19 protein-coding genes and 1 rRNA gene are annotated in these 20,298 nt (G+C 66.6%); 7 read left to right on the top strand and 13 right to left on the bottom strand.

Features of this window, described 5'->3' with window-relative positions; translation table 11 throughout:
• The first annotated feature begins 47 nt into the window (after positions 1-47).
• The 3 genes from AC0KUR_RS25540 (at position 48) to AC0KUR_RS25530 (ending at position 3,425) form a co-directional block, all read left to right on the top strand.
• Positions 48-776 carry a DsbC family protein gene (locus tag AC0KUR_RS25540; protein WP_034187486.1) on the top strand — a complete coding sequence of 243 codons (729 nt, stop codon included), beginning with the start codon at positions 48-50 and terminating at the stop codon, positions 774-776.
• A gap of 105 nt (positions 777-881) precedes the next feature.
• A complete protein-coding gene (locus tag AC0KUR_RS25535) occupies positions 882-2,681 on the top strand; it encodes a M61 family metallopeptidase (protein WP_034187485.1) in 1,800 nt (599 codons plus the stop codon).
• Between the two features lie 147 nt (positions 2,682-2,828).
• A complete protein-coding gene (locus AC0KUR_RS25530; RefSeq protein WP_034187484.1) occupies positions 2,829-3,425 on the top strand; it encodes an FMN-dependent NADH-azoreductase in 597 nt (198 codons plus the stop codon).
• Between the two features lie 120 nt (positions 3,426-3,545).
• On the opposite strand, the gene AC0KUR_RS25525 is transcribed toward AC0KUR_RS25530, so the two are convergent.
• From AC0KUR_RS25525 to rpe, 8 genes are all read right to left on the bottom strand, one after another.
• Positions 3,546-4,451: a uracil-DNA glycosylase gene (locus tag AC0KUR_RS25525; RefSeq protein ID WP_367190152.1), complete on the bottom strand. Its 906-nt coding sequence runs from the start codon at positions 4,449-4,451 to the stop codon at positions 3,546-3,548.
• A gap of 13 nt (positions 4,452-4,464) precedes the next feature.
• Positions 4,465-5,091 carry a CYTH domain-containing protein gene (locus AC0KUR_RS25520; RefSeq protein ID WP_069705988.1) on the bottom strand — a complete coding sequence of 209 codons (627 nt, stop codon included), beginning with the start codon at positions 5,089-5,091 and terminating at the stop codon, positions 4,465-4,467.
• Positions 5,091-5,876 (bottom strand): indole-3-glycerol phosphate synthase TrpC, encoded by a 786-nt coding sequence (gene trpC, locus AC0KUR_RS25515; protein WP_473376566.1) that lies wholly within the window; start codon positions 5,874-5,876, stop codon positions 5,091-5,093. Before trpC ends, AC0KUR_RS25520 begins: the two co-directional genes overlap by 1 nt.
• 29 nt (positions 5,877-5,905) lie before the next feature.
• Positions 5,906-6,937 carry an anthranilate phosphoribosyltransferase gene (gene trpD / locus AC0KUR_RS25510; RefSeq protein WP_027788472.1) on the bottom strand — a complete coding sequence of 344 codons (1,032 nt, stop codon included), beginning with the start codon at positions 6,935-6,937 and terminating at the stop codon, positions 5,906-5,908.
• Positions 6,938-6,950: 13 nt separating this feature from the next.
• Entirely contained in the window at positions 6,951-7,541 is a 591-nt protein-coding gene (locus AC0KUR_RS25505) for an aminodeoxychorismate/anthranilate synthase component II (protein WP_049030266.1), read from the bottom strand.
• Positions 7,542-7,554: 13 nt separating this feature from the next.
• Positions 7,555-9,048, bottom strand: a complete 1,494-nt coding sequence (trpE, locus tag AC0KUR_RS25500) for an anthranilate synthase component I (RefSeq protein WP_011546531.1) — start codon at positions 9,046-9,048, stop codon at positions 7,555-7,557.
• A 357-nt stretch (positions 9,049-9,405) separates the two neighbouring features.
• Positions 9,406-10,179: a phosphoglycolate phosphatase gene (locus AC0KUR_RS25495; protein ID WP_473376565.1), complete on the bottom strand. Its 774-nt coding sequence runs from the start codon at positions 10,177-10,179 to the stop codon at positions 9,406-9,408.
• A 4-nt stretch (positions 10,180-10,183) separates the two neighbouring features.
• Positions 10,184-10,870, bottom strand: a complete 687-nt coding sequence (gene rpe, locus AC0KUR_RS25490; protein WP_006482066.1) for a ribulose-phosphate 3-epimerase — start codon at positions 10,868-10,870, stop codon at positions 10,184-10,186.
• A 178-nt stretch (positions 10,871-11,048) separates the two neighbouring features.
• On the opposite strand from rpe, the gene apaG reads away from it, so the two are divergent.
• On the top strand, positions 11,049-11,423 hold the full coding sequence (gene apaG, locus AC0KUR_RS25485; RefSeq protein WP_034187476.1) for a Co2+/Mg2+ efflux protein ApaG: 375 nt from the start codon (positions 11,049-11,051) through the stop codon (positions 11,421-11,423).
• Positions 11,424-11,504: 81 nt separating this feature from the next.
• On the top strand, positions 11,505-12,737 hold the full coding sequence (gene mltA / locus AC0KUR_RS25480; RefSeq protein WP_034187532.1) for a murein transglycosylase A: 1,233 nt from the start codon (positions 11,505-11,507) through the stop codon (positions 12,735-12,737).
• 162 nt (positions 12,738-12,899) lie between these two features.
• On the opposite strand, the gene paaK is transcribed toward mltA, so the two are convergent.
• From paaK to paaN, 5 genes are all read right to left on the bottom strand, one after another.
• On the bottom strand, positions 12,900-14,198 hold the full coding sequence (gene paaK / locus AC0KUR_RS25475; protein WP_034187475.1) for a phenylacetate--CoA ligase PaaK: 1,299 nt from the start codon (positions 14,196-14,198) through the stop codon (positions 12,900-12,902).
• 38 nt (positions 14,199-14,236) lie between these two features.
• A complete protein-coding gene (paaI, locus tag AC0KUR_RS25470) occupies positions 14,237-14,689 on the bottom strand; it encodes a hydroxyphenylacetyl-CoA thioesterase PaaI (RefSeq protein WP_034187474.1) in 453 nt (150 codons plus the stop codon).
• 1 nt (position 14,690) lies between these two features.
• Complete coding sequence (gene paaG / locus AC0KUR_RS25465) at positions 14,691-15,482, bottom strand: 2-(1,2-epoxy-1,2-dihydrophenyl)acetyl-CoA isomerase PaaG (protein ID WP_473376564.1); 792 nt, start codon at positions 15,480-15,482, stop codon at positions 14,691-14,693.
• A 45-nt stretch (positions 15,483-15,527) separates the two neighbouring features.
• Complete coding sequence (gene pcaF, locus AC0KUR_RS25460; RefSeq protein WP_473376563.1) at positions 15,528-16,730, bottom strand: 3-oxoadipyl-CoA thiolase; 1,203 nt, start codon at positions 16,728-16,730, stop codon at positions 15,528-15,530.
• An 87-nt stretch (positions 16,731-16,817) separates the two neighbouring features.
• Entirely contained in the window at positions 16,818-18,524 is a 1,707-nt protein-coding gene (gene paaN, locus AC0KUR_RS25455) for a phenylacetic acid degradation protein PaaN (RefSeq protein WP_473376562.1), read from the bottom strand.
• 129 nt (positions 18,525-18,653) lie between these two features.
• On the opposite strand from paaN, the gene AC0KUR_RS25450 reads away from it, so the two are divergent.
• Together AC0KUR_RS25450 and AC0KUR_RS25445 are read left to right on the top strand one after the other, a co-directional pair.
• Complete coding sequence (locus AC0KUR_RS25450) at positions 18,654-19,430, top strand: enoyl-CoA hydratase (RefSeq protein ID WP_034187470.1); 777 nt, start codon at positions 18,654-18,656, stop codon at positions 19,428-19,430.
• A gap of 570 nt (positions 19,431-20,000) precedes the next feature.
• Positions 20,001-20,298, top strand: a 16S ribosomal RNA gene (locus AC0KUR_RS25445); the annotation flags it as partial.

Here is a 20,298-nt window from a genome sequence, read left to right as displayed (position 1 = left end):
GGCGTACACTGTGCCGTGCACACCGATTGAGCTGAAGGAAGATTTCGATGAAAAAAACGATCCGCATCGCGTCGCTGGCGCTGGCCGTCACGATGGCGACGCTTGGCTGCACCGCGCAGGCCGACCAGACCACCGACAAGCTGAAGGCCACGCTGCAAGCCCGTCTCGGCAACGATGCGCCGATCAAGAGCGTGTCGAAATCGCCGGTCGCCGGCCTTTACGAAGTGAACCTCGGCTCGCAGATCATCTATAGCGACGCGGCGGGCGACTACGTGCTGCTCGGCGATCTCGTCGACACCAAGACGCACAAGAACCTGACCGACGCACGCCTGTCCGAAATCAACAAGATCGACTTCGCGAGCCTGCCGTTCGCGAACGCGATCAAGGTCGTCAAGGGCAACGGCGCCCGCAAGATCGCGGTGTTCTCCGATCCGAACTGCCCGTATTGCAAGAAGCTCGAGACGACGCTGCAGTCGGTCGACAACGTCACCGTCTACACGTTCCTGTACCCGGTGCTGTCGCCGGATTCGACCGTGAAGTCGAAGGCGATCTGGTGCGCGACCGACCGTGCGAAGACGTGGGAAGGCTGGATGCTCGACCACCGCACCCCGTCCGGCGCCGGCACCTGCGATACCACCGCGCTCGACAAGAACCTCGCGCTCGGGCGCGGGATGAACGTCACGGGCACGCCGACGATCTTCCTGCCGGACGGCCGCCGCCTGCCGGGCGCGGTCTCGGCCGACCAGCTCAATCAGGCGCTCGCCTCGAGCAAGTAACCGACTACACGCCGGGCACATGGCCCGGCGAGCGAGGGGCGCCCGCATGATCTGCCGGCGCCTCTCTTCGTTTTCGCCGCCGTATTCGACCGACCGATTGCCACGATGACCCAGCCGATCCGCTATTCGATTGTCCCGAAAGATCTTGCCGCGCACCTGTTCGAAGTATCGGTGACGGTCGCCGATCCCGATCCGGAAGGCCAGCGCTTCTCGCTGCCGGTATGGATTCCGGGCAGCTACCTCGTGCGCGAGTTCGCGCGCAACATCGTGACGCTCGGTGCGTTCAACGACGCGGGCCGCAAGGTGCGCATCGCGAAGACCGACAAGCACACGTGGCAGGCCGCGCCCGTGACCGGCGCGCTGACGCTGCGCTACGACGTGTACGCGTGGGACCTGTCGGTGCGCTCCGCGTATCTCGACGAATCGGGCGGCTTCTTCAACGCGACGGCCGTGTTCCTGAGCGTCGCCGGCCGCGAGGCCGCGCCGTGCGAGGTCGACATCGCGAAACCGGCCGGCGCGGCGTTCCGCACGTGGCGCGTCGGCACCGCGCTGCCCGAAGCGCGCGGCACGAAGCGCTACGGTTTCGGCGCGTATCGCGCCGCGAACTACGATGAGCTTTCCGACCATCCGGTGACGATCGGCGAATTCGCGCTCGCGACGTTCGACGCGCATGGCGTGCCGCACGACATCGTGATCGCCGGGCGCGTGACGCAGCTCGACATGGAGCGGCTGCGCACCGACCTGAAGCGCGTGTGCGAAGCGCAGATCGCGCTGTTCGAGCCGAAGTCCAAGAAGGCGCCGATGGACCGCTACGTGTTCATGACGCTCGCGGTCAGCGACGGCTACGGCGGCCTCGAGCATCGTGCGTCGACCGCGCTGATCTGCAACCGCACCGACCTGCCGGTGAAGGGGCGGCCGGAAACGACGGAAGGCTATCGCACCTATCTCGGCCTCTGCAGCCACGAGTACTTCCACACGTGGAACGTGAAGCGCATCAAGCCCGCGGCGTTCGTGCCGTACGACCTGACGCGCGAGAACTACACGTCGCTGCTGTGGCTGTTCGAGGGTTTCACGTCGTATTACGACGACCTGATGCTGGTGCGCAGCGGGCTGATGTCGCAGGACGAATATTTCGCGGCACTGGGCCGGACGATCGGCGGCGTGCTGCGCGGCACGGGCCGGCTCAAGCAGAGCGTCGCGGAAAGCTCGTTCGACGCGTGGATCAAGTACTACCGCCAGGACGAGAATGCGACCAACGCGATCGTCAGCTATTACACGAAGGGTTCGCTCGTCGCGCTCGCGTTCGATCTCGCGATCCGCGCGCAGACGCGCAACCGGAAGTCGCTCGACGACGTGATGCGTCTGCTGTGGCAGCGCTACGGCCGCGACTTCTACCGCGGCAAGCAGGCGGGCGTCGAGGAGAACGAAGTCGACGCACTGATCGAGGAAGCGACGGGCGTCGCGCTCGGCCGCCTGTTCACCGATGCCGTGCACGGCACGCGCGACCTGCCGCTCGCCGAGCTGTTCGCGCCGTTCGGTGTGACGCTGGCGCCTGATGTCGCGAACGGCGCGGCCGCGAAGCCGACGATCGGTGCGCGTCTGCGCGGCGGCACGGACTGCACGTTCGCGGCGGTCTACGAAGGCGGTGCCGCGCATCGCGCGGGGCTGTCGGCCGGCGATACGCTGATCGCGGTCGACGGGCTGCGCGTGACGGGCACGAACCTCGATGCGCTGCTCGCGCGCTACCGGCCGGGCGACAAGGTCGAGGTGCACGCATTCCGCCGCGACGAGCTGCGTACCGCGAAACTGAAGCTCGACGGCCCGGAAGTCACGCGCTACCGGCTGACGGCGGCCGCGAAGCCGGTCGCGGTCTCCAGGGCCCGGGAAACCTGGCTGAAGGGGTGAACGTAAGAAGACGGGTATCGGGGCGCGATCACGGATTGTTCTGCTGCTGCAACAATCCGTCGCCCTGAACCCGCTTTTTCACGGTCATGCGGCCACGCACAATGGCGTCACTCGCGCTACCGAAGCGCAACCCCACCGGAGCCTGACATGACGACCATTCTGCAAATCAATTCCGCTGCGCGTTCGCAAGGTGCGCAATCCACGCTGCTGGCCAACGAACTGACGGCAAAGCTGCAACAATCGAACCCCGGCGCGAAGGTCGTGGTTCGCGACCTGCTGGCCGATGCGCTGCCGCACCTCGACGAATCGGTGCTCGGCGCGTTCTTCACGCCGGCCGACAAGCGCACCGCGGAGCAGAATGCGATCGTCGCGAAGAGCGATGCACTGATCGCCGAGCTGCAAGCCGCCGACGTCATCGTGATCGGCGCCCCGATGTACAACTTCGGCATCTCGTCGCAACTGAAGACGTACTTCGACTGGATCGCCCGTGCCGGCGTCACGTTCCGCTACACCGAGAACGGTCCGGAAGGCCTGATCAAGGGCAAGAAGGTTCACGTCGTGACGGCCCGCGGCGGCAAGTACGCCGGTACGCCGAACGACAGCCAGACGCCGTACCTGCGCACCTTCCTCGGCTTCATCGGCCTGACCGACGTGAGCTTCATCTTCGCCGAAGGCCTGAATCTCGGCCCGGATGCGCAGAGTGCCGCGCTCGCGAGCGCGCGCGAAGCGATCGCCGCCGCGTAAGGAAGGCCGCTGCGGGTGCGACGCACCTGCTGCCTCTGCGTCGCCCGAAAAAAACGCCGCGTTCCCGAAAGGGGCGCGGCGTTTTTGCGTGCTTGCCGGCACGAAGGAACCGGCAGCGCGTCAAGCGAGCGTTTCGGCGACTTCCGGCAGGCGCCAGTCGATCGGCTCGCGGCCCGCATCGACCAGATAATCGTTCGCGAGCGCGAAATGGCGGCAGCCGAGGAAGCCGCGGTGTGCGGATAGCGGCGACGGATGCGGCGCCTCGAGCACGCAATGCGCGCTCGCGTCGAACAGCGCGCGCTTCGCCTGCGCGTGTGCGCCCCACAGCATGAACACGAGCCCGCGATGACGGCCGGCGAGTTCGCGGATCAGCGTGTCCGTGCATTGCTCCCAGCCGCGCTTCGCATGGCTGGCGGCCGCGCCGCGCTCGACCGTCAGCACGGTGTTGAGCAGCAGCACGCCCTGGCGCGCCCATGTGTCGAGACAGCCGTGGCGCGGCGTGTCGTGACCGAAGTTCGCGGCGATTTCCTTGAAGATGTTGCGCAGCGACGGCGGCGTGCGGACGGCCGGCGGCACCGAGAACGCGAGGCCGTGCGCCTGCGGCGTGCCGCGATCGTCGCCATGGTACGGATCCTGGCCGAGGATCACGACTTTCACGTCGTCGGGGCTCGTCAGGCGCAGCGCGCGGAACACGTCGGTCGGGTAGACCGTCTTGCCGGCTGCGCGCTCGTCGTCGACGAAGCGGCACAGCGGCGCGTACGCGTCGCTGTCGGTGAACGGCTTCAGCACGTCGCGCCAGACGGCCGGCAGCGCGTCGAATTGCGCGGCGAGATGCGGAACGTCGGCGGCGGCGGGCTGCGGTGCCGCCGCGGCGGGGGCCGGTGCCGCGGTTTTCTTCGCGGGTTTGCGCTCGGCCGCGGGCGGCTTGGAAGCCGCGGACGGTATATCGGCCGGTGCCGTTTCCGGCACGGGATCGTCGAACAGCGACGCCTGTTGCGGCGCGCGGGAAGTCTTGCGGGTTGCCATGCGTGATGCGTGTTTATTGCGCGCGCAGCCGGTAGCCGCGCTGCGCCTTGCTGATGTTTTCGGGAGCGAGGCCCGGCAGCGCCTGCTGCAGTTCGGCGGCAAGCGTCGAGAGCGCCGCTTCCGGGCCGTCGATCAGTTCGAGTTCGATTTCGCTGATCGGTTCGCGGCGCGTTTCGTGTTCCGCCTGGACGACGATCTCGCCGAGGTCCACCGCGGCCTCGACGGTCGCACCGCCGATCGCGACGCGCCACAGCGTACGCGAAAAATCCGTGCGGAACAGCGCATGCAGCGCGCCGGCCGCATTATTCAGCGCGGCGGCCGCTTCCGGCACGTCGCAGGCCGCGACGAGCGCGTCGATCTCGAGCGCGTCGCCGGCGACCGGCAGTTCCCATTCGTGGCGGCGATGCAGGCCGCCTTCCGCACTGCCGACCGTCTTGAAGGTCTGCAGCCAGCCGTGCGGCGTGCGACGCACGCGCACCGCGCTCTTCGAGCGCGCCAGCGCGAGATCGGGTGTGTCGTAGTAGACGTTCGCGAGCGTGACGTCGCGGCCGGGTTCGCCGGTCAGCGTCTCGAAGAAGCGTCGCGCGGCGTCGGCCTGACCGGCCGGCAGCGCGAGCTTGATTTCCTTTTCGATCGCCATCAGAAGAACATCCGCGCGAGTTCCTCGCCCGGCTGCTCGGCGCGCATGAACGCTTCGCCGACGAGGAACGTGTTCACGTTCGCCGCGCGCATCGTGTCGACGTCGGTGCGCGACAGGATGCCCGATTCGGTCACGACGATGCGGTCCGCCGGAATCATGTCGAGCATGTCGAGCGTGGTCTGGATCGACGTCTCGAACGTGCGCAGGTTGCGGTTGTTGATGCCGAGCAGCGGTGTCTTGAGCGTCAGCGCCTGTTCCATCTCGTTGCGGTCGTGCACTTCGACCAGCACCGCGAGGCCGAGCGAGTGCGCATACGCCTCGAGGTCCTGCATCAGCGGCGTATCGAGCGCGGCGGCGATCAGCAGGATCGCGTCGGCGCCCATCGCGCGGGCTTCGACGATCTGGTACGCGTCGACGATGAAGTCCTTGCGCAGCACCGGCAGCGTGCAGGCCGCGCGTGCCTCTTCGAGGTAGCGGACGCCGCCCTGGAAGAATTGCTCGTCGGTCAGCACCGACAGGCACGCGGCGCCGTGCACCGCATACGAGCGTGCGATGTCGGCCGGCACGAAGTGCTCGCGCAGCACGCCCTTCGACGGGCTGGCCTTCTTGATTTCGGCGATTACCGCGGCGTCGCCGGCCGCGTGCTTCGCACGCAGCGCGCCGACGAAGTCGCGCAGGTCGCGCGCGGAGGCGTCCAGCTTCAGTGCCTCGAGCGGCGTGCTGCGCATGGCCGCCGCGACTTCTTCGCGCTTGACGGCGATGATTCGGTCGAGAATGTCGCTCATGGGGATTCCTGCTTGATTCGTAAGGGGAGTCAGCGCTTGAACTGCTGCGTGAAGCGCACGAGTTCGTCGACTTTCGCGCGCGCCTTGCCGCTCGCGATCGCTTCGCGGGCGAGCTGGATGCCGTCCGCGATCGATTCGGCGACGTTCGCCGCATACAGCGCGGTGCCCGCGTTCAGCGTGACGATCTCGCGCGCGACGCCCGGCTGGTTGTCCAGCGCGCCGAGCAGCATCGTGCGCGACTCGTCGGCATTTTCCACCTTCAGCGTGCGGTTCGACACCATCTGCAGGCCGAAATCCTCCGGATGGATCTCGTATTCGTGCACCTTGCCGTCGCGCAATTCGCCGACGAGCGTCGCGGCGCCGAGCGACACCTCGTCCATCCCGTCCTTGCCGTATACGACGAGCACGTGCTGCGCGCCGAGGCGCTGCATCACGCGCACCTGGATACCGACGAGGTCGGGGTGGAACACGCCCATCAGCTGGTTCGGCGCGCCGGCCGGATTGGTCAGCGGGCCGAGGATGTTGAAGATCGTGCGCACGCCGAGTTCGCGCCGCACGGCCGCGATGTTCTTCATCGCCGGGTGATGGTTCGGCGCGAACATGAAGCCCATGCCCGTTTCGGCGATCGACGCGGCGACCTGCTCCGACTGCAGGTCGATGTTCACGCCGAGCGCCTCGAGCACGTCGGCGCTGCCGGACTTGCTCGACACGCCGCGGTTGCCGTGCTTCGCGACCTTCGCGCCGGCCGCGGCCGTGACGAACATCGACGCGGTCGAGATGTTGAACGTATGCGAGCCGTCGCCGCCGGTGCCGACGATGTCGACGAAGTTCGAGTTGTCCTGCACCTCGACATGGTTCGCGAATTCGCGCATCACGGTCGCGGCGGCGGCGATCTCGCCGATCGTCTCCTTCTTCACGCGCAATCCGGTGATGATCGCCGCGGCCATCACCGGCGACATGTCGCCGCGCATGATGAGCCGCATCAGGTGCAGCATCTCGTCGTGGAAGATTTCGCGGTGCTCGATCGTGCGCTGCAGCGCTTCCTGCGGAGTAATCGTCATCGTGGGGCTCCCGTCACGCAGCCTGTGCAGCCGCGGCGCGGGCCTGCTTCAGGAAATTCTCGAGCAGCGCATGGCCGTGCTCGGACAGGATCGATTCCGGATGGAACTGCACGCCTTCGACCGGCAGCGTCTTGTGGCGCACGCCCATGATTTCGCCGTCGTCGGTCCAGGCGGACACTTCGAGGCAGTCCGGCAGCGATTCGCGCTCGATCGCGAGCGAGTGGTAGCGCGTGACGTCGAAATGCTTCGGCAGGTCGGCGAACACGCCGCGGCAATCGGTTTCGATCCGGCTCACCTTGCCGTGCATGATGGTCTTCGCGCGCACCACGCGGCCGCCGAATGCCTCGCCGATCGCCTGGTGGCCGAGACACACGCCGAGGATCGGTTTCTTGCCGGCGAACTCGCGCAGCACGTCGAGCGTGATGCCCGCATGTTGCGGATTGCTCGGGCCCGGCGACAGGCAGATCGCGTCGGGATCCAGGCGCGCGATCTCGTCGAGCGTGATTTCGTCGTTGCGGTAGGTACGCACGTCCTCGCCGAGTTCACCGAAGTACTGGACCAGGTTGTAGGTAAACGAGTCGTAGTTGTCGATCATGAGCAGCATGGTCAGTCTCCGGTCAGAAGTCGCTATCGAGGCCGTCCTGGACCTGTTCGGCCGCACGCAGCACCGCGCGCGCCTTGTTCTCGGTCTCTTGCCATTCGGATTCGGGTACCGAATCCGCGACGACGCCGGCCGCCGCTTGCACATACAGGTTGCCGTTGTGGATCAGCCCCGTGCGGATCGCGATCGCGAGATCCATCTCGCCCGAGAACGACAGGTAGCCGACCGCGCCGCCGTACAGCCCGCGCTTGACCGGCTCGAGCTCGTCGATCAGTTCCATCGCGCGCACCTTCGGCGCGCCGGACAGCGTGCCGGCCGGGAACGTCGCGCGCAGCACGTCGTAGTTCGTCATGCCGGGCTTCAGCTTGCCTTCGACCGAGCTGACGATATGCTGCACGTGCGAGTACTTCTCGATGACCATCTTGTCGGTCACCTGCACCGAGCCGATTTCGGCAATACGGCCGACATCGTTGCGCGCGAGGTCGATCAGCATCACGTGCTCGGCGATCTCCTTCGGATCGTTGAGCAGCTCGGTCGCGAGTTCCGCATCGCGCTCGGGCGTGTTGCCGCGCGGGCGCGTGCCGGCGAGCGGGCGGATCGTGACGATCTGATCCTCGCCGCGCTTTTCCTGGCGCACGAGGATTTCCGGCGACGCACCCACCACGTGGAAATCGCCGAAGTTGTAGTAATACATGTACGGCGACGGGTTCAGCGAACGCAGCGCGCGATACAGCGACAGCGGATTGTCGCGGTACGGCTTCGTCAGCCGCTGGCCGACCTGGATCTGCATCAGTTCGCCGGCCGCGATGTATTCCTTCGCCTGGCGCACGGCGGCCAGATAGTCGTCCTTCTTGAACTCGCGGAACGTCTCGGTGCGCACGCTGGCCGACGTGACGGGCGGCTGCACGGTCGTGCGCAGGCGCTGCTTCAGCTCGCGCAGGCGCTGTTTCGCCTTTGCGTAGGCTTCGGGCTGGCCCGGGTCCGCGTAGATGATCAGGTACAGCTTGCCGGCGAGGTTGTCGATGACCGCGACTTCCTCGGTCAGCAGCAGCTGGATGTCGGGCAGGCCGAGATCGTCGCGCGGCGCGGTGTTCGCGAGCTTCTTCTCGATATAGCGCACCGCGTCGTAACCGAAGTAGCCGGCGAGACCGCCGCAGAAGCGCGGCAGGCCCGGGCGCTGCGCGACCTTGAAACGCGCCTGGAACGATTCGATGAACTGGAACGGGTCGCCGTCGTGCGTCTCGACGACCTGGCCGTCGCGCACGACTTCCGATACGCCGTTGCGGGTGCGGACGAGCGTGCGGGCCGGCAGGCCGATGAACGAGTAGCGGCCGAAGCGTTCGCCGCCGACCACGGATTCCAGCAGGAACGAGTTGGCGCCCGCGCGTTCGGGCTGGGCCAGCTTCAGGTAGAGGGACAGCGGCGTTTCGAGATCGGCAAGGGCTTCCGCGATCAGCGGGATGCGGTTGTAGCCTTCGTTCGCGAGCGATTGGAATTCGAGTTCGGTCATGTTCCGGTCCTGTTCGGGACGAGCGGCGCGTGCGCCAGGGATCACTTGACGCTGCGCGGGTTGCCGTCGGCGAAAGGGCGGTCGATCGAGAAGTGCCTGTTGCCGGCCGGCATTCCGGGCGTGAACGTCGCGAGCCTGCGGCCGATCCTGAACGCAAGCGTTCGGACGCGGTGGAACTCGAGGTGGTGCGACGATCGGCGCGCGGATGCGCAGCGAGATAAAAAACGGCGCTGAAGACGTGCTTCAGCGTACCTCATCGAAGAGGTTAGCGCGACCAGCGACGCCAGGGCCAGGCTCCCCGGTCGATGCTGCTCAGACTCCGTTTTTTATTCAGAAACATGCGGATGGAAGAAATAATCAGACGGTTGGCCGGCCGGCGTTGTGCGCGGAAATTGCGCGAGCCGCGACCAGCAACGAATCGACTATACCATCCGAATTTATCGTTTGTATAGCTTTGCCGTGGTTGTAGCCGTACGGCACCGTCAGCGTCGCCATTCCGGCCGCGCGGCCGGCCAGCGCGTCGTTTTCCGAGTCGCCGATCGCGACCGCCGCGTCCGGCGGGACGCCGAGCGCGTCGCAGGCCGTCAGCATCGGCAGCGGATCGGGCTTCTTGCGTGCGACGCTGTCGCCGCCGAGCACGATGCCGAAGCAATCGGCCAGCCCGTATTGTTCGAGCAGCTCGACCGCGAAGCGGTGCGGCTTGTTCGTCACGCACGCGAGCCGGATCCCGGCCGCGCGCAGCGCGTCGAGGCCGGCGGCCACTTCCGGATAGAGGCGCGCATGGCGGCCGTTGATCTTCGCGTATTCGGTCTGGTAGATCGCCAGCGCGTCGTCGAAGCGCGCGTGCGCTTCGTCGGCCGGGAGGCGCGGCTTCAGCACGCTCTGGATCAGGTGTTCGGAGCCCTTGCCGACGTAGCCGATCACCTCGTCGCGCGACGTGGCCGGCGCGCCGAGCCGCGCGAGCATCCCGTTCAGGCCGGCCGTGAAATCGTCGGCCGTGTCGACCATCGTGCCGTCGAGGTCGATCAGCGCGGCTTCGATACGCGGCGCGGCAAAGCGGATCGGGGCGGCGTGCGTGGCGTCCGCGGTGGCCCCGGCCGGCGCGTGGCCGGCAAGCGACGAATCGGCCACGGCGTCAGCTCCGCTCGACGGTGGCGAGCGCGGCGCGCATCTCGTCGATCACCTTGCGGTAGTCGGGCTTGCCGAAGATCGCCGAACCCGCGACGAACGTGTCGGCGCCGGCCGCAGCGATTTCCGCGATGTTGTCGGCCTTCACGCCGCCGTCGACCTCGAGCAGGATCTCGCGGCCCGTGCGCTCGGTGTACGCGTCGATGCGCGCGCGTGCTTCGCGCAGCTTGTTCAGCGTTTCCGGAATGAACGACTGGCCGCCGAAGCCCGGGTTGACCGACATCAGCAGCACGAAGTCGAGGCGGTCCATCACGTGGTCGAGGTAGTTCAGCGGCGTGGCCGGGTTGAACACGAGGCCGGCCTTGCAGCCGTGGTCGCGGATCAGCGACAGCGTGCGGTCGATGTGATCGGAGCCTTCCGGGTGGAAGCTGATCAGGTTCGCACCGGCCTTCGCGAAATCGGGCACGATCCGGTCGACCGGGCGCACCATCAGGTGCACGTCGATCGGCACCTGCACGTGCGGGCGGATCGCTTCGCACACGAGCGGGCCGATCGTCAGGTTCGGCACATAATGGTTGTCCATCACGTCGAAGTGGATCCAGTCGGCGCCGGCGGCGACGACGTTGCGGACTTCTTCGCCGAGCCGTGCGAAATCGGCCGACAGGATACTGGGAGCGATACGGAATTGGGTCATGGCAGGGAAGCGGGGACGTTGCGGCGCAAAACCGTCATTCTACCGTCCGGCGACCCGGTGCGCGGCGGCGGGCCGTGCGGCCGAGGCCCGATTGCGCATAGAATGCCGAACCAATGCGGCGCGCCCGCGGCCCCGTTGCCCATGCCGGCACGGACAGTCACCTTCCACCGGAAACATCATGAGTCAGTATCAGTTCACCGTTTCGGTGAAAACCAGCTACCTGCCGGAACAATCCGACCCCGATCACCGTCAATACGCATTCGCGTACACGCTGACGATCCGCAACACGGGACAGGTCGCGGCGCAGCTGATCGCGCGTCACTGGATCATCACGGACAGCGAGAACCACGTGCAGGAAGTGAAGGGGCTCGGCGTCGTCGGGCACCAGCCGCTGCTGCAGCCGGGCGAACACTTCGAATACACGAGCTGGGCCGTGATCGCGACGCCGGTCGGCACGATGCGGGGCGCGTACTTCTGCGTGGCGGAAGACGGCGAGCGTTTCGAGGCGCCGGTCGACGAGTTCGCACTGCACATGCCGCGCACGCTGCATTGAGCGTGCGAAGCGCGTCAGCGCGGCTGGCGGTCGTTGTTGCCGCGGGCGTGCTTCTTTCTGCCCGACGACGTCCACACGACGATGAAGATCAGCAGGGCAAGCGCTACGAAGGCTTCGAGCGCGAAGATGAGCATCGGATATTGGTCGAGAAAATCTGACATGGCGGTTTCCATCAAGAACGGACATTGTATGTGGTTTGGGCCCCGGTTGGCCGGGTGGGTGGCAGCGGCCGCGGCGGCTGCGCTGCTTGCCGCGTGCGGCAGCGCACCGACGCGGACGTCGTCGCTGAAGCCGCCGACCGGCGCGGCGATCGTGCCGGGGCAGGTCGCCGCGAAGCGGCTCACGCCGGTCGCGTGGCAGCAGGTGCCGGGCTGGCAGGACGATTCGCTGATCGGCGCGACGGCCGCGCTGCGGCAGAACTGCGTGCGGCTCGCGCGCCAGCCGGCCTGGGCGCGCGCGTGCGCGGCCGCCGACCGGCTCGACGAGCTCGACGTCGGCAGCGCGCGCACTTTCTTCGAAACGTATTTCACGCCGTTCCAGCTCGCGAACACCGACGGGACGCTCGACGGGCTCGTGACCGGTTATTACGAGCCGCTGCTGCACGGTTCGCGCGTGCGCCGCGGCCCGTATCAGTACGCGCTCTATCGCTGGCCGGCCGGCTATCGCGCGGGGGCCGCGCTGCCGGCACGCGCGCAGCTCGAGCGCGCCGGGATCCTGAACGGCAACGAACTCGTGTGGGTCGACGATCCGATCGAGGCCTTCTTCCTGCAGGTACAGGGCTCGGGGCGCGTGCTGCTCGACGACGGTTCGGTGATGCGGGTCGGCTTCGGCGGCACCAACAACCAGCCGTACCGTTCGATCGGCAAGTGGCTGCTCGATCGCGGCGAGCTGACGCCCGCCCAGGCGACGATGCAGGGCATCAAGGCATGGGCGAAGGCGAACCCGACCCGCGTCGACGCGTTGCTCGACACGAATCCGCGGTTCGTGTTCTTCCGCGACATGCCGACCAAGGAAGATGCGCCGCACGGCGGCGCGGACGGCCCGATCGGCGCGCTTGGCGTGCCGCTGACGCCGGAGCGTTCGATCGCGGTCGACCCGTCGGCGATTCCGCTCGGCACGCCCGTGTTCCTGCAGACTACGCGTCCGCTGACGAATACGCCGATGAACCGGCTCGTGTTCGCGCAGGATACGGGTTCGGCGATCAAGGGCGGCGTGCGGGCTGACTATTTCTGGGGGCTCGGCGACGACGCGGGCGATCAGGCCGGCCGGATGAAGCAGGTCGGCCGGATGTGGCTGCTGTTCCCGAATTCGTGATGCGCAGCGGCGCGGTTGTTCCAGGCGGAATGCCCCACGTGACGTGACTTGACGGGCCGTGCCCCGGGACAAAACAGTCCGACCGGCTCTGGCCGATTCGGACTGTTTCTTTTTGGGGCGGCGCGATGACCGCTCCGCGTCGCTGACCGGCGGCGTCCGGTGTTATCCCTTGCGCTTGTCGACGACGCGGCGTGCCTTGCCGACCGAGCGCTCGATCCCGTTCACGGGCAGCACGTTGATCACGGCCGTCACGCCGATCAGCGACTTGATGTCGTGCGCGAGCGCCTGTTTTGCCGCGTGGATCGCCGCCGTATCGGGTGCGGAGTCGGGGCAGGGCTCGACGTTGAGCGTCAGCACGTCGAGCGGGCCTTCCTTCGTCAGCACGATCTGATAGTGCGGCGCGAGCGCGCGCTGCTTGAGCAACTGCTCCTCGATTTGCGTCGGGAATACGTTGACGCCGCGCACGATCATCATGTCGTCCGAGCGGCCGGTGATCTTCTCCATCCGGCGCATCGTGCGGGCGGTGCCGGGCAACAGGCGCGTGAGATCGCGGGTGCGATAGCGGATGATCGGCAGCGCTTCCTTCGTCAGTGACGTGAACACGAGTTCGCCGAGCTCGCCGTCCGGCAGTACTTCGCCGGTTTCCGGGTCGATGATTTCCGGATAGAAATGGTCTTCCCAGATGGTCGGGCCGTCCTTGGTCTCGACGCATTCGGACGCGACACCGGGCCCCATCACTTCCGACAGCCCGTAGATGTCGACCGCGTCGATGCCCATTCGCTGTTCGATCGCGACGCGCATGTCGTTGGTCCAGGGCTCCGCGCCGAAGATACCGATGCGCAGCGAGCTCTGCACGGGATCGAGACCCTGGCGTTCGATTTCGTCTGCGATCGACAGCATGTAGCTCGGCGTCACCATGATGATGTCGGGCCGGAAATCCTGGATCAGCTGCACCTGCTTTTCGGTCTGGCCGCCGCCGAACGGGATCACGGTCAGCCCTGCGCGTTCGGCGCCGTAATGCGCGCCGAGCCCGCCCGTGAACAGGCCGTAGCCGTAGCTGACGTGTACCTTGTCGCCGCGGCGTGCACCGGCGGCGCGGATCGAACGCGCGACGAGGTTCGCCCACGTGTCGATGTCGCCGGCCGTATAGCCGACGACCGTCGGCTTGCCGGTCGTGCCCGATGACGCGTGGATGCGCGAGATCCGGTCCTGCGGTACCGCGAACATCCCGAACGGGTAGCTGTCGCGCAGATCGCCCTTCGTCGTGAACGGGAAGCGCGACAGGTCGGCGAGCGTCTTCAGGTCGTCCGGATGCACGCCCGCGTCGTCGAACTTGCGACGATAGACGGGCGAGTGGTCATACGCATGCCGGAGCGACCACTTGAGGCGTTCGAGCTGCAGTGCGATCAGCTCGTCGCGTGAGGCGGTCTCGATCGGCTCGAGCGGTAGCGGGGTAGTCATGCCTGTCTCCAGTGTTTGTTATGTGCGGGCCGTCGGCGTCAGCGGTCTTCCGGGATGACCGTGCCCTTGATCTGGGCGGATTTGCCGCGAAACATCGCGACCGTTTCACCGGTCTGGTTCGTGACGCGGATGTCGTAGATGCCGTGGCGGCCGGCGCGCGCCTGTTCGATCGCCTCGGCCGTCAGCACGTCGTCGCCGTGCACCGGGCGCAGGAATTCGATCGAGCAGCCGGCCGCGACCGTGTTCAGGTTGTACGAGTTGCACGCGAATGCGAAGGTCGAATCGGCGAGCGTGAAGATGATCCCGCCGTGGCAGGTCTGGTGTCCGTTCAGGAATTCGGGCCGCACGCGCATCCGCAGGCGGGCGTAGCCGGCGCGAACTTCGGCGATTTCCATGCCGAACGCGCGGCTGCAGGCGTCGGCTTCGTACATGGCCTGCGCCGTGGCGCGGGCCAGCGAATCGGGGTCGAGCGTGGGGGTGGCGTGCGTCATGTCAACGCCCCTCGAAGCGCGGTGCGCGCTTCTCGATGAACGCCGTCACGCCTTCCGCATAGTCGTGCGACTGGCCGAGCTTGCGTTGAAGGTCGCGTTCCAGGTCGAGCTGCTGGTCGAGCGTGTTCGTGACGCCGTCGCGCATCGATTGCTTGATCGATGCGATCGCGAGCGTCGGCTGTTGCGCGAGCTGGGTGGCGAGCTGACGGACCGTCGCGACGAGTGCGTCGTCGTCGACCGCACGCCAGATCAAGCCCCATTGCTCGGCCTGCTCGGCGCCGAGCTTGTCGCCGGTCAGCGCGAGCCCCAGCGCGCGAGCCATGCCGACGCGCTGCGGCAGGAACCACGTGCCGCCCGAATCCGGCACGAGCCCGATCTTGACGAAGGCCTGGATGAAATTGCTCGAGCGGGCGGCAAACACGAGATCGCATGCGAGGGCGAGATTCGCGCCGGCGCCGGCCGCCGTGCCGTTGACGGCGGCGATCACCGGAATCGGCAGGCGCTGCAGGCGGCGGATCAGCGGATTGAAGTGCTCGTCGATCAGCGTGCCGAGGTCGGTGGACGCGCCCGGCGTGAAGTCGAGGTCGGCCAGATCCTGGCCCGCGCAGAAGCCGCGCCCCGCCCCTGTCAGAATCAGCGCGCGCGCGCCGGCCGCTTCGACTTCATCGAGTGCCGACTGCAGTTCGCGATGCATCGCCCGCGTGAAGCTGTTCAGCTTGTCGGGGCGGTTGAGGGTGATCGTGGCCACGCGCGCGGCCTGATCGATATCCAGCTGAATCGCCTGATAGGACATGCAGTGTCTCCTTCATGACTTCGTTATAGGCGCGCGGCGGGGCGGTTACACGCGTTCGATCGCGAGGGCGATGCCCTGGCCGACGCCGATGCACATCGTACAGAGCGCAAAGCGGCCGCCCGTACGTTCGAGTTGATGGAGCGCCGTGGTCACGAGCCGGGCCCCCGAAGCGCCGAGCGGATGGCCCAGCGCAATCGCGCCCCCGTTCGGGTTCACGCGCGGGTCGTCGTCGGCGACACCGAGCATGCGCAGCACCGCGAGGCCCTGCGACGCGAACGCCTCGTTCAGTTCGATCACGTCGAACTGGTCGATGGTCATGCCGAGCTGGCGCAGCAGCTTTTGCGTGGCCGGCGCGGGGCCGATGCCCATCACGCGGGGTTCCACACCGGCGGTTGCCATGCCGACGACGCGCGCGCGGCGGCGCAGCCCATACTGGTCGGCAGCCTGCGCATTGGCGAGCAGCAGCGCGCACGCGCCGTCGTTGACGCCCGACGCGTTGCCGGCCGTGACGGAGCCGTCCGGACGCACGACGCCCTTCAGCTTCGCGAGCGTGTCGAGCGATGTTTCACGCGGATGCTCGTCGCGCGACACGACCACCGGATCGCCCTTCTTCTGCGGGATCGTGACCGACACGATCTCGTCGGCCAGCGTGCCGTCCTGCTGCGCACGCGCGGCCTTCTGCTGGCTGCGCAGCGCGAACAGGTCCTGATCCGCGCGGCTGATGTGGTAGTCGACCGCGACGTTCTCGGCTGTTTCCGGCATCGAGTCGACGCCGTACAGCTGTTTCATCAGCGGATTGACGAAACGCCAGCCGATCGTCGTATCGAAGATGTCGGCCTGGCGCGCGAATGCGCTCGCGGCCTTGCCCATCACGAACGGCGCGCGCGTCATGCTCTCGACGCCACCGGCGATCATCAGGCGCGCTTCGCCCGACTTGATCGCGCGCGCGGCCGTGCCGACCGCGTCCATTCCGGAGCCGCACAGGCGGTTGATCGTCGAACCCGGCACGCCCTGCGGCAGGCCCGCGAGCAGCGCGGACATGCGTGCGACGTTGCGGTTGTCCTCGCCGGCCTGGTTCGCGCAGCCGTAGATCACGTCGTCGATCGCCGTCCAGTCGACGTCGCGGTTGCGCTCGACGAGCGCCTTGAGCGGCACCGCGCCGAGGTCGTCGGCGCGGACGTCTTTCAGGGCGCCGCCGTAGCGGCCGATGGGGGTGCGAATCGCGTCGCAGATGTAGGCGTCTGTCATGGGCGTATCGATGAGTAACGAACCCGCCGGGCGGCGGATTCGTTCATGGTAGAGAACGTGGCGGCGTTTGCACGTCGGCCATTCGGGTTATGCCGTCTGGCCGGCTTCCGCGGGGACTGCTTTCGGGGCAACATGGACGCGGCTTTGCACCACGCGGAAGCGGTTGGCGACGAACGCCGGGTCGGCCAGCGCCGCGTTAGCCGCCGGGTTCGCACCGGTGCCGTGGAAATCGGAGAACGCGGCCGACTGGTTGACGAATACACCGCCCGTCAGGTTGATCGACAGCGCGACACCGCCGCGTACCGCCGCGTCGTGCGCGGCCTCGACGATCGCGTCGTCGGTGCTGTAGACGGAGAGCGTCAGTGCGCCATGTTCCGCCGCGATTTCACCGGCGAGGTCGAGCGACTGAGCGGTCGAGTCGGTCGCGATCACGAACGAGATCGGGCCGAACCATTCCTGCGTGAATTTGGCGCGATCGGCCACGTCGAGCTGCAGTACGAGCGGCGTACGCACGCGGGCGTCAGGGAAGACCGGATGCTGGAGGGTCTGGCTGTCGGCGAGCACGAGGCCGAGCTGGCGGGCGTCGTCGATGCGCGCGGTCACGCCTTCGTTCTGGATCGCGCCGATCAGTTCGACCGCGCGTGCCGGGTCGCCGGTGAGTTTTTGGACGGAAACGGCGATGGCCTGTGCGACCTCGTCGAAGCTCGCGTGACCGTCGGCCGTCCGGATCCCGTCGCGCGGCACGTAGATATTTTGCGGCGCCGTGCACATCTGGCCGGAGTACAGCGCCAGCGAGAACGCGATGTTCCTGGCGGCGGCCTTCAGGTCGTCGGTCGAGTCGATCACGATCTGGTTGACGCCCGCCTTTTCGGTATAGACCTGTGCCTGGTGGGCATGGCGTTCGAGCCACGTGCCGTTCTGTGTGCTGCCGGTAAAGTCGATCAGCTTGATCTCGGGGCGCAGCGCGAGGTCCTGGACGAGGGCGCCGTCGTTGGGCTCGGTCGCGAGGAGCGTGACGACGTTCGGATCGAATCCGGCCTCGCGCAGTACGTCGCGGGCGATCCGGACCGTGATCGCGAGCGGCAGGATCGCACCCGGATGCGGTTTGACGATCACGGTGTTGCCGGTTGCCAGGTCGGCGAACAGGCCCGGGTAGCCGTTCCAGGTCGGGAACGTGCAGCAGCCGAGCACGAGCCCCGTGCCGCGCGGGACGATCGTGTAGCGCTTGTGCATCGCGAGCGGCGGGTTCTTGCCTTGCGGTTTTTCCCAGTGCGCGTCGGCGGGGATGCGGCGCAGTTCGTCCCATGCATAGGCGACGGCCTCGAGCGCGCGATCCTGCGCGTGCGGGCCACCGGCCTGGAACGCCATCATGAATGCCTGCCCGGTGGTGTGCATCACGCTGTAAGCGATCTCGAAGCTTGCGCGGTTCAGGCGCGCGAGAATCTCGAGGCTGACGCCGATCCATGCGCTCGGGCCGGCTTCGCGCCACGTGCGTTGCGCGGCGGCCGCGGCGGCGATCAGTGCGTCGGGCGTCGATTTCGGATACCGGATGCCGAGCGCGATGCCATAGGGCGACTGCTCGGCACCGACCGTTTCGCCGGACGCCGGCTGGTCGAGTTCGAACGTTTTGTCGAGGTGGGACTTGAATGCGGCCTCGCCATCGGCGTTCGCGCTTTCCCCGTACACTTTGGGGCTCGGCATTTCGGCGAACGGGCTCCAGTACCCGCGGCTCTCGATGGCGGCGAGTGCGTGCTTCAGCGTGTCTTCGTGCTTCGTGAACAGTGCATGGGTCATGGCGGCGGCCTGATGGACATTGAGAGGGGTTGGATCGATTAATTAACCGACCGGTTGGTCGGAGAATGGTAGCATCAAACTATTCGCATGTGCGAGGCGTTTCTCATTTCATTGATCGAGGAGAAATAGATGGCTTACGAGAACATCCTGGTGGAGACCCGGGGGCGTGTCGGGCTGGTTACGCTGAACCGTCCGAAGGCGTTGAATGCGCTGAACGATGCGCTGATGGATGAGTTGGGCGCCGCGCTGAAGGCGTTCGATGCGGATGACGGCATCGGCGCGATCGTCGTGACGGGGAGCGAGAAGGCATTCGCGGCCGGCGCGGATATCGGCATGATGGCGACCTACTCCTATATGGATGTTTATCGGGGCGACTACATCACGCGCAACTGGGAGACGGTCCGCGAGATCCGCAAGCCGATCATTGCGGCGGTTTCGGGCTTCGCGCTGGGAGGCGGCTGCGAGCTTGCGATGATGTGCGACATCATCTTTGCGGCGGATACGGCCAAGTTCGGTCAGCCGGAGATCAAGCTGGGCATCATGCCGGGCGCTGGCGGTACGCAGCGGCTGCCGCGCGCGGTGTCGAAAGCGAAGGCGATGGACATGTGTCTGACGGCACGCTTCATGGACGCCGCCGAAGCCGAGCGGGCCGGGCTCGTGTCGCGCGTGCTGCCGGCCGACAAGTTGCTCGACGAGGCGCTTGCCGCCGCGGCGACGATTGCCGAGTTCTCGCTGCCGGCGGTCATGATGGTCAAGGAGTCGGTGAACCGCGCGTACGAGACGACGCTGGCCGAGGGCGTCCACTTCGAGCGTCGGCTGTTCCATTCGCTGTTCGCGACCGAAGACCAGAAGGAAGGGATGGCGGCTTTCGTCGAGAAGCGGAAGCCGGAGTTCAAGAACCGCTGATCGGGTGCTGCCGCGCGCGGTGTCCGACGGCCTGTTGGGCGCCTGTTGTCAGCACGGCCGGTCGTCGCCCGTCGAACCCCCAGCTCCCGTGCGCGGCAGCGCACGGGAGCTTTTTCAAACTTTTTTCACAAAGGGCTTGCGCGGGCGGCGCGAGGTGCATAGAATCACGCCTCTTTCGCGCTCACGGAAACGCGGCGCGGAAGGAAGGGAAGCAGTGCGGTTGGGGCCCGGCAGGAGCGGCCTCGGCGGTACGGAAGTTGAGCCCCGCGGTCGCAACGACGTAGTGCAAAAAGTTGTTGACGAGCTGCGAAACACGGTTCATAATCTCGCTTCTCTGCTGCTGAAAACGCAGCGCTGCCGGGAAACACGATGTTCCTCGCAGATTGCTCTTTAAAAATTAACAGCCGATAAGTGTGGGCGCTTGATGGCAGCGAGCTGATCCTCGGATCAGATAGCGAAAGTATCAAGAGTCTCACACTAAAGTAAGTCAGGTTTATGAAGTGATTCATATTCCTGTCAGCTTTGAGTGAGCGACCGGTTCTTAACCGAACCGAAAACAGTAACAGGTTTAAACTGAAGAGTTTGATCCTGGCTCAGATTGAACGCTGGCGGCATGCCTTACACATGCAAGTCGAACGGCAGCACGGGTGCTTGCACCTGGTGGCGAGTGGCGAACGGGTGAGTAATACATCGGAACATGTCCTGTAGTGGGGGATAGCCCGGCGAAAGCCGGATTAATACCGCATACGATCTACGGATGAAAGCGGGGGACCTTCGGGCCTCGCGCTATAGGGTTGGCCGATGGCTGATTAGCTAGTTGGTGGGGTAAAGGCCTACCAAGGCGACGATCAGTAGCTGGTCTGAGAGG

It is taken from the genome of Burkholderia sp. YHN3-13, from assembly GCF_055810675.1.
The sequence above is the reverse complement of the archived record's forward strand: the minus strand, read 5'-3'. Positions and strand labels throughout refer to the sequence as shown.

Bases quoted from the DNA above. Each gene is read 5' to 3' on its own strand.
- paaN (WP_473376562.1), bottom strand. From the start codon at position 18,524: ATGACCCATGCACTGTTCACGAAGCACGAAGACACGCTGAAGCACGCA.
- AC0KUR_RS25520 (WP_069705988.1), bottom strand. From the start codon at position 5,091: ATGGCGATCGAAAAGGAAATCAAGCTCGCGCTGCCGGCCGGTCAGGCC.
- pcaF (WP_473376563.1), bottom strand. From the start codon at position 16,730: ATGACAGACGCCTACATCTGCGACGCGATTCGCACCCCCATCGGCCGC.
- AC0KUR_RS25450 (WP_034187470.1), top strand. From the start codon at position 18,654: ATGGCTTACGAGAACATCCTGGTGGAGACCCGGGGGCGTGTCGGGCTG.
- paaK (WP_034187475.1), bottom strand. From the start codon at position 14,198: ATGACTACCCCGCTACCGCTCGAGCCGATCGAGACCGCCTCACGCGAC.
- mltA (WP_034187532.1), top strand. From the start codon at position 11,505: ATGAAGATCAGCAGGGCAAGCGCTACGAAGGCTTCGAGCGCGAAGATG.
- AC0KUR_RS25530 (WP_034187484.1), top strand. From the start codon at position 2,829: ATGACGACCATTCTGCAAATCAATTCCGCTGCGCGTTCGCAAGGTGCG.
- AC0KUR_RS25535 (WP_034187485.1), top strand. From the start codon at position 882: ATGACCCAGCCGATCCGCTATTCGATTGTCCCGAAAGATCTTGCCGCG.
- AC0KUR_RS25525 (WP_367190152.1), bottom strand. From the start codon at position 4,451: ATGGCAACCCGCAAGACTTCCCGCGCGCCGCAACAGGCGTCGCTGTTC.
- trpC (WP_473376566.1), bottom strand. From the start codon at position 5,876: ATGAGCGACATTCTCGACCGAATCATCGCCGTCAAGCGCGAAGAAGTC.
- paaI (WP_034187474.1), bottom strand. From the start codon at position 14,689: ATGACGCACGCCACCCCCACGCTCGACCCCGATTCGCTGGCCCGCGCC.
- AC0KUR_RS25540 (WP_034187486.1), top strand. From the start codon at position 48: ATGAAAAAAACGATCCGCATCGCGTCGCTGGCGCTGGCCGTCACGATG.
- trpE (WP_011546531.1), bottom strand. From the start codon at position 9,048: ATGACCGAACTCGAATTCCAATCGCTCGCGAACGAAGGCTACAACCGC.
- AC0KUR_RS25505 (WP_049030266.1), bottom strand. From the start codon at position 7,541: ATGCTGCTCATGATCGACAACTACGACTCGTTTACCTACAACCTGGTC.
- rpe (WP_006482066.1), bottom strand. From the start codon at position 10,870: ATGACCCAATTCCGTATCGCTCCCAGTATCCTGTCGGCCGATTTCGCA.
- apaG (WP_034187476.1), top strand. From the start codon at position 11,049: ATGAGTCAGTATCAGTTCACCGTTTCGGTGAAAACCAGCTACCTGCCG.
- paaG (WP_473376564.1), bottom strand. From the start codon at position 15,482: ATGTCCTATCAGGCGATTCAGCTGGATATCGATCAGGCCGCGCGCGTG.
- trpD (WP_027788472.1), bottom strand. From the start codon at position 6,937: ATGACGATTACTCCGCAGGAAGCGCTGCAGCGCACGATCGAGCACCGC.